The following is a 7622-nucleotide window of genomic DNA, read 5'->3' as shown; positions in this document are numbered from 1 at the left end:
GGGTTTCTTCTTCGTGGAAACTAAAAGGGTTTATTGGATGATTCATGGCTAAGTTCTTGTATAACTGCCTGGTAAGATGTGAGCTGTTCTTTTTCTGCGCTTGTAGATTGGTGAAAAGCTGCAGAAAGATTATTTTGGGCCACATCGATTTGGTTTTGCAACTCTGGATGACCTGCAGCCATTTGCTCCGCTTTTGCAACGGCTTCTCGAGCAAGCTGAAAATGACGATTACCCATCGTTATTCACCACCTGACAAATTTTCTTGTTGTTGTTTCTTACGTTGTTCATTGCTTAAGCTTGTCAGGTCGTGTTGGTCCATGTTTTGGACAACTCGATCCGCACCTTCTTTTACCATTCTCTTTGTTTTACTATTCTTTGCCATGATTAATCCCTCCCTTTCTTTTATAGGATGAGTTCATCGATCAGTAATTATTCGATCTTCATCCTGATTTCATTAAACAAAAAAAAGACAGCTTAGGATAGCTGTCTTTTATCAGGTAGGATAATGTTTAGCCTTTCTTCAAGGAAGGAAGCAACACCATCTTCTTCATTAGTCATCGTGATTTCGTTAGATATATTTTTTAAATCAGTAATCGCATTGCCCATCGCCACGCCAGTTCCAGCATATTCGATCATTTCAAGATCGTTATCTTCATCCCCGAAGGCAATAATTCTTTCTTGAGGGACATTGAAATGCTCGGCTAACCGTTTAAGCCCTACTGATTTGTTTAATCCTGCTCGAACAATCTCAATAATGTTTAAAGGAGCAGCCCAAACGCGATGCTCGATCATCTCTGCGTGATGCTCTTTTAACATTGAGCGAAGATCAGCGAGCTGCTGTTCATGTGGATGAATGAGAAGAGATGTAGGATCATCTTTAAGGTTTTTGTGAATCTCACCTGTATAGATAGAGGATTCGTTCATAATCATATTTTGCATAATCAGCTCATCATGCTGATGCAAATAAACATCATCCAACACTTCGGCCATGATGTTTTTTACGTTAATTTCACTACAAGAAGAGACGATCGATCTAGCCGTATTTAATTCCATTGGTGAATGATACGTCCCGAAAGAGCGATCAAGAGGGTGATGAACAAAAGCTCCATTGAAATTAACAATTGGAGAATCAAGTGCCAATTCATTGTAATAGCGCACGCTTGCTCGATAAGGCCTCCCTGTTGCGATGGCAACATGGTGTCCCTGTCTTCTAGCTTCGGCAATAACGGATTTAGTGCGTTCAGAAATATTCTTTTCGCTGTTTAACAACGTGCCATCAAGATCAATTGCGATTAGATGCGGTTTAGTTGTCATAGAAGCTCCTTTGAAAAGTGTCATTTGGTGTTTACATACTAATTGTACATGGCAACCATATATGTGTCTATTTAGGAATATTAAAATTTTGACAAGAATGTTAAAAGGATATGATAGCCGTTTGAGGAATTGTTAAGAAGGGTACACTTTAACTATCATTCCATTGGAGGTGGCAGTCGATTATGACTAAGAAACAGACATTGCTAATATCAAGTATTGCGGCAGGGACAATCGGCATTTCATCCTATTTACTTAAGGATGAAGAGAAGAGAACGAAATTAAAATCAAAAGCTAACGATATTCGGAAGCAAGTGACTAAGAAGTTTAACGATACCTTACCAATTGAGAAGGCGGGTAATCCAACAACACCGGATCAGTCAGATGATAGTGGAGATAGCAAGATGGTGTATGAGGGATCACAGTTTCCAACTCAATACTACAATAAGCTTGAAAATATGAAATCAGTAGAAAAAAGTCACGAAGAGCAAATTAAAAATTAACAAACAGAACATGCAAGCGACTGCTTGCATGTTTTTTATGTTTCCTAGGCTCTTCTTAAATTTCTCAATCAACTATATGAGTGGTACGATAGAGGAGAATAATGGTTGCTAAAGGAAAGGAGCAAGATGATGATAACAATTGTTAATGAATACATAGAGAATACACCTGTCTTACACATAGTGGACGCTAACCTTGCTGAAGATAAGTTGCCATTAGTTATCTTCCAACATGGATTTACTAGTGCAAAAGAACATAATCTTCACATCGCTTATCTTCTAGCAGGCGAAGGATATCGCGTTCTTCTGCCTGATGCTGTGCATCATGGTGAACGTGAAGACGACCTATCAGGGAAAAAGAGGCAATATGTGTTTTGGGAAATTGTGATACAAAGCTTAACCGAACTTGATCAACTAAGGCAGCATTTTGTGGATCGGAACCTCGTTCAAGAAGACCGAATCGGTATGTCTGGTACATCCATGGGCGGAATCCTTACATTTGGTGCCCTTACACAGTATCCGTGGATTAAAGCCGCCGTCTCTTTAATGGGCTCACCTTCTTATTTCAAATTAGCGAATGCACAAATACGTTATTTAAAGGAAGAAGGGTTTAGTCTCCCTATCTCTGAAGAAGAGATGATAACACAAATTGAAGGATTGCAGTCCTATGATCTTTCTCTTCAAGAAGATAAACTTGATGGTCGTCCACTAATGATGTGGCATAGTACAGTCGATAAAGTTGTTCCTTATACCCTTACCTACGATTTCTATAACCAGATTAAACCGCTCTATGAAGGAGCAGATGACCGCCTGAAGTTTATTAAAGATGAGACTTCTGGCCATAAAGTTTCACGTGAAGCTGTCCTTGCTTTAGTGGATTGGTTTAAAACTCATTTATAGAATTAAGGCTTTTCGGTTTAAGTTAAACCTCAATTTGTTATAATGAAGGTTGGAAGTACATGTATGAAAGGAGAGAATGCTATGTCTGAACAAACAGATCAAGAAATGAGAGATAAATTATTTGAAGCTCTTGAGAATGTTATTGACCCTGAGCTTGGGATAGACATCGTGAATCTTGGCCTCGTATACGAAGCCGATCTAAATGATGAAGGTGTTGCACAAGTCGTTATGACATTAACAGCAATGGGTTGCCCATTAGCTGGTACAATTGTTAACGATGTAAAGCGCGCGCTATCTGACGTGGAAGAAGTGAACGATGCGGATGTTAACATCGTTTGGAACCCACCATGGTCAAAAGATAACATGTCACGCTATGCAAAAATTGCGTTAGGCATTAGATAATGAAAGTAGGAAAGGAAGAGGGGCTCCTCTTCCTTTTTTTTGGTATGAGTAATCGCTAAAGTAAGCGAGGATGAGAGAATGACGTTTTCTATTCCGTTCGTTCCACAATGATCTTGTCATTAATCATATTCCAAATTGCAGGGTCTTCCATACCCAATCTCCATAGCGCTACGCCCTGGACACCAAGTTCATTAGCTAAGCGGATTTTTGCTTCAATGCTTTGTTCATTTTCAAACCAAACTTCGTGCTGATTTCCTTCTTCATCTTTATATCTGAAAAATGGCGTTTGACGCTCTTCGTCAAATTGAACTTCTGCATTGTGTTTCTTTTTCAATTTCATTGCCATGTCATACGTGACATAAGTGCTTTTATCCGTATCAAGATTGAAATCAAACCCAAATACAGAGATAGCGGATACTAATTTCTCAGGGGGGATTCTCGTTTTAGCATAAGTCATTACTTTTTTCATCCACCCGGCAGTTACTGCAGGACCAGCTGGACTGCCAGGCCAGCCAAATTCGTTATAGAGCATCACAATAAATTGATCAACAGCTTTACCAATTTCAGCATAGTTAAATGGGTCTGAAAATGGATTCACTAATTCATCTGATGCTCTCGATGGAACGCTTGCTGAAAAGAAATATCCTTTCTTATGAAGCTCTTCCCCGATCGTCTGATAGAGAAGCGTCAGTTTATCCGCATCTTCGATATAAACATCCTCTATGTCGATGTCAACTCCATCAAAATTATACTTCTCAATTAATTTAACTAAGTTTAAAGCAAATGCGCGACGATTTTCTTCACTTGAAACGAGTGTTTGAACAACCTTTTTACTCGGTTCGGTATCGCCTTTTTTGTATAGCAGATTATGAACAACCGGCATAATTTTGATGTTTTGATCATGAGCCAGTTGAACGAGTTTCTCGATCTCTCTATCGCTAAACTTCCCAAACTTCTCAATCGTTGTTGGATTTGACTCGCTAATTCGAAACAGAAATAAAGCAAGTTGAGATAGGGCAGAACGGTTTGACACGAACGACTTATACGAAGAAGGAAGGGATGGACCTTCTTCAAGCGTATAGTATCCGATAATTCTTGATACTGGCAACTTATCACCATATGCATTAAAGGTAACGAGACTATCGGAGATCCATCCGTTCGTGCCATCATATAGCTGCACTTTGTACCAGTTACCTTGAATGCCTTCGACAGCGAGCTTAGCCCCCGTTCTCATCTGAGCAATGATGTTATACCCTTTACCAGGACCAGTTCTGACATTCGCCCGATCTGCCTTTACGACAACTTCTGTATATACTGGAATTTTAAGCGTTTGGCCAATGGAAAGGTCATCTGTCGTTAAGTCGTTTAATACTTTGATACTCTTCGGTGTTGTATTGTTGTTCACTGCAATTTGATAAAGGCTATCTCCAGCTTTTACTGTATAGTTGATTCGCATTGAGCGGTTTGCCGGAATATCAAGGTGCTGACCAACGTAGATGAGGTTAGATGGCAATTGATTTAATTCTTTTACTTCTTCAACAGGAATTTGAAAGCGATCGGATATGCTTAACAATGTATCTCCGGGTTGGACTGTGTAAGATGGATAATCAGTTGCAGAAGGAATCCGTAGCATTTGACCTACATAGATAATATTTGAGTTCAGCTGATTGATTTGTTTGAGTTCATTGACAGATTGGTTATGAGAATCCGCAATTCTAAGCAGTGTATCGCCTGGCTTTACCCGATATTGATTTTGAGGCATGATCATCACTCCTTTCCATATAAGATGCATCACTAACAATCTATTCAGTGCAGTGTATATTCATTCGAATTTTACTTCTAGAGTCTTGATCTTTGTTACAATGAAGAGGAAAATCATAACAGATGGAGATGAGATGATGGTAGAGAGAAGGAAGCCAATCACTGTAGAAGAAGCTGTTCAAAAAGTGATGAACCTCTCTTATGAAGGGGAAATCGAAACGGTTCCGCTAGAAGAAAGCGACGGACGTCATCTCGGTGTTGCTTTGAAAGCCGATCATGATGTTCCACCGTTTGATCGTTCCCCATATGATGGGTTCGCTATAAGAGCAGAAGATACATACGAAGCAGGAAGAGACAACCCAATTCAATTAAAAGTAATTGAAGAAATAGGAGCGGGAACGGTTGCATCAAAAGTTCCAGAAAGAAATGAAGCGATCCGGATTATGACAGGAGCAGCAATACCAGAAGGAACGAATGCTGTGATCATGCTTGAGCTTGTTCAAGAAGTGGAGGAGGATGGTCAGTCATTTATCCAGTTGAAACGAAAAGTAGCGAAAGGCGACAACCTTTCCTTACAAGGAGAAGATACAAAAGCAGGTACAGTATTGATTGAGAAAGGTTCACGGATTACACCTGGAGTGAAAGCGCTTCTTGCCACATTTGGCTATGCGAATGTGCCCGTTGCTCGTAAACCACAAGTTGGGATATACGCTACTGGTACAGAGCTATTGAACCCTGAAGAAGCTCTTCAACCAGGAAAAATTCGTAATAGCAACTCCCCAATGATTGAAGGTCAAATTAAAGCCGCTGGAGGCGTACCGCTTTATTTTGGAAAGCTCGATGATGACTTTGAGACGTGTTTTACTTCTGTAAAAGAAGCGTTAAGTAAAGTCGATTTTCTCATTACAACAGGAGGCGTTTCTGTAGGGGATTATGATTATCTTCCTGCTATTTATGAAAAATTAGGGGCAACCGTCTTATTTAATAAAGTAGGCATGAGACCAGGAAGTGTAACGACTGTAGCAGAATGGAATGGTAAACTCTTGTTCGGTCTTTCAGGTAATCCTTCCGCTTGTTTTGTAGGATTTGAATTATTCGCAAGACCAATCATCAAGCGTGCCCTTTTCTCGGAATTCCCTTATCGTATGAGAAGTAAAGGAACGTTACTAACTGATTTTCCTAAACCGAATCCGTTTACCAGGTTTGTACGAAGTAAGACAGAGGAAAGGGAAGGGCGTATATATGTGAAGCCAACGGGTCTTGATAAATCCGGAAGCGTGACGTCACTTGCTGAAGCCGATGCTTTCACGGTACTACCCGGTGGAACGCGAGGATTTAAAGCGGGTGATATCGTTGATCTCCTTCTTTTACGAGAGGAAGGATCTGAGTCCTAATGAGAATACCAATCTTACAAGTAATCGGTTATCAAAATAGCGGAAAAACGCTTTTTGCGGAGAAATTTATAGAAATGGCTACCTCAGCTGGTAAGAAGGTTGGCGTTATTAAGCATCACGGACATGGTGCTCCTGACGTCTGTGATCAGAATAAAGACACGGGGCGTCATCGCGAGGCTGGTGCTACAGTGACCGGAGTTAGCGGTGGCGGAATGGTATCCGTTCAAGTAACGCAAGAAAATGAGTGGGATCTTAATCAGTTAATACGATTATATGAAATGTTTGATGTTGACCTTATTCTTATAGAAGGCTATAAAGAGGAAAGCTATCCTAAGGTTGCTATTATAAGAGATGCTGAAGATCTTGATCTTTTAGAAAAAAGCCATATTATTGGAACAATTGTAAAAGAGCAGCTCGATGTGGTTGTGAAGAATAGCTATCAATATGATGAAATGGATCGTTGAATAAATGATGTATTGAAGGGTTTAAGGAGAGATTGAAAATGGAATATTACTTGATTACTTCTGAAGAAATAGATGTAAATAAGGTGATTAGTAGTGTAATCCGTCCTGAGGCTGGGGCGATCAACACGTTTATTGGAACAGTAAGAGAATTTACTGGTGAGAAGCAAACGGTCTCGCTACAGTATGAAGCTTATCCTTCTATGGCAGAAAAACAGTTGAAACGAATCGGTGTAGAAATTCGTGAGAAGTGGCCAACAGTCCAAACTTCTATTGTGCATCGAATCGGTAAATTAGCAATTAGTGACATTGCCGTTGTGATTGCTGTCGCTTCCCCACATCGCGCTGAAAGTTATGAAGCCAGTCGCTATGCGATTGAGCGTATAAAGGAAATCGTGCCAATTTGGAAAAAAGAGTACTGGACCGACGGGGAAGAGTGGATTGGTGATCAGCTTGAAAAGACCTCATACAAAAATAAATGACCAAAGGAGGAAAAGAAATGATTACTGTTCTTTTCTTTGCCAAACAGCAGGAGCAAATCGGGAAGGAAAAGCTAGAACGATCGGAATCACAGCTTGTTGTTTCTGAGCTGAAACAAATTCTGATGAACGATTATCCAGATCTTTCTCTTGATCATACGATGACGGCGATTAATGAAGAATACGCGGCAGAAGATCAGGTTGTAAACGATCAGGACGTTGTTGCGTTTATTCCTCCGGTTAGTGGAGGGTGAGTGAAGAACACCCGACTGGGTGTTTTTTTATTTTGAGATTTTATTGGTGAGAGGGGATGTGACAGCTGGGAAGGTGATGTTTTGGGCTTTTAGATGAACACAAAAAGCGTGTTCTAGTTCAAGAGCTCCAATATCTCCGTTTCTAAACGCTCGTCTCCGC

The 7622-nt window shown here is 40.3% G+C and carries 11 protein-coding genes; 7 read left to right on the top strand and 4 right to left on the bottom strand.

Features of this window, described 5'->3' with window-relative positions:
- Nucleotides 1-20: 20 nt before the first annotated feature.
- From ACIFPW_RS20505 to ACIFPW_RS20495, 3 genes are all read right to left on the bottom strand, one after another.
- Nucleotides 21-236 (bottom strand): DUF3813 domain-containing protein, encoded by a 216-nt coding sequence (locus tag ACIFPW_RS20505; RefSeq protein ID WP_194221166.1) that lies wholly within the window; start codon nucleotides 234-236, stop codon nucleotides 21-23.
- A gap of 2 nt (nucleotides 237-238) precedes the next feature.
- Nucleotides 239-382 (bottom strand): hypothetical protein, encoded by a 144-nt coding sequence (locus ACIFPW_RS20500; RefSeq protein WP_194221167.1) that lies wholly within the window; start codon nucleotides 380-382, stop codon nucleotides 239-241.
- Nucleotides 383-474: 92 nt separating this feature from the next.
- Nucleotides 475-1314, bottom strand: a complete 840-nt coding sequence (locus tag ACIFPW_RS20495) for a Cof-type HAD-IIB family hydrolase (RefSeq protein ID WP_430246937.1) — start codon at nucleotides 1312-1314, stop codon at nucleotides 475-477.
- A 182-nt stretch (nucleotides 1315-1496) separates the two neighbouring features.
- Between ACIFPW_RS20495 and ACIFPW_RS20490 the strand changes: the two genes are divergently transcribed.
- From ACIFPW_RS20490 to ACIFPW_RS20480, 3 genes are all read left to right on the top strand, one after another.
- Nucleotides 1497-1814 carry a hypothetical protein gene (locus tag ACIFPW_RS20490; protein WP_194221169.1) on the top strand — a complete coding sequence of 106 codons (318 nt, stop codon included), beginning with the start codon at nucleotides 1497-1499 and terminating at the stop codon, nucleotides 1812-1814.
- A gap of 129 nt (nucleotides 1815-1943) precedes the next feature.
- Nucleotides 1944-2711: a prolyl oligopeptidase family serine peptidase gene (locus ACIFPW_RS20485; RefSeq protein ID WP_430246934.1), complete on the top strand. Its 768-nt coding sequence runs from the start codon at nucleotides 1944-1946 to the stop codon at nucleotides 2709-2711.
- A gap of 81 nt (nucleotides 2712-2792) precedes the next feature.
- Nucleotides 2793-3113, top strand: coding sequence for a metal-sulfur cluster assembly factor (locus ACIFPW_RS20480; RefSeq protein ID WP_194221171.1), 321 nt, complete (start codon nucleotides 2793-2795; stop codon nucleotides 3111-3113).
- An 88-nt stretch (nucleotides 3114-3201) separates the two neighbouring features.
- Here ACIFPW_RS20480 and ACIFPW_RS20475 read toward each other — a convergent pair whose 3' ends face one another.
- Complete coding sequence (locus ACIFPW_RS20475) at nucleotides 3202-4875, bottom strand: LysM peptidoglycan-binding domain-containing protein (protein ID WP_430246932.1); 1674 nt, start codon at nucleotides 4873-4875, stop codon at nucleotides 3202-3204.
- A 136-nt stretch (nucleotides 4876-5011) separates the two neighbouring features.
- On the opposite strand from ACIFPW_RS20475, the gene ACIFPW_RS20470 reads away from it, so the two are divergent.
- From ACIFPW_RS20470 to moaD, 4 genes are read left to right on the top strand one after another with little or no spacing between them, the layout of a single operon-like run.
- Nucleotides 5012-6268 (top strand): molybdopterin molybdotransferase MoeA, encoded by a 1257-nt coding sequence (locus ACIFPW_RS20470; protein ID WP_430246930.1) that lies wholly within the window; start codon nucleotides 5012-5014, stop codon nucleotides 6266-6268.
- Complete coding sequence (mobB, locus tag ACIFPW_RS20465; protein WP_430246928.1) at nucleotides 6268-6732, top strand: molybdopterin-guanine dinucleotide biosynthesis protein B; 465 nt, start codon at nucleotides 6268-6270, stop codon at nucleotides 6730-6732. Before ACIFPW_RS20470 ends, mobB begins: the two co-directional genes overlap by 1 nt.
- A 38-nt stretch (nucleotides 6733-6770) precedes the next feature.
- Nucleotides 6771-7211 carry a molybdenum cofactor biosynthesis protein MoaE gene (locus ACIFPW_RS20460; protein WP_430246926.1) on the top strand — a complete coding sequence of 147 codons (441 nt, stop codon included), beginning with the start codon at nucleotides 6771-6773 and terminating at the stop codon, nucleotides 7209-7211.
- Between the two features lie 17 nt (nucleotides 7212-7228).
- Nucleotides 7229-7462, top strand: coding sequence for a molybdopterin converting factor subunit 1 (moaD, locus tag ACIFPW_RS20455; protein WP_226612591.1), 234 nt, complete (start codon nucleotides 7229-7231; stop codon nucleotides 7460-7462).
- Nucleotides 7463-7622: the final 160 nt, after the last annotated feature.

This window comes from Pseudalkalibacillus sp. NRS-1564, assembly GCF_050467905.1.
GTDB lineage: Bacteria > Bacillota > Bacilli > Bacillales > Guptibacillaceae > Guptibacillus > Guptibacillus hwajinpoensis_B.
Note: the sequence above shows the minus strand (reverse complement) of the source record. Positions and strands in the feature narration are given on the sequence as shown.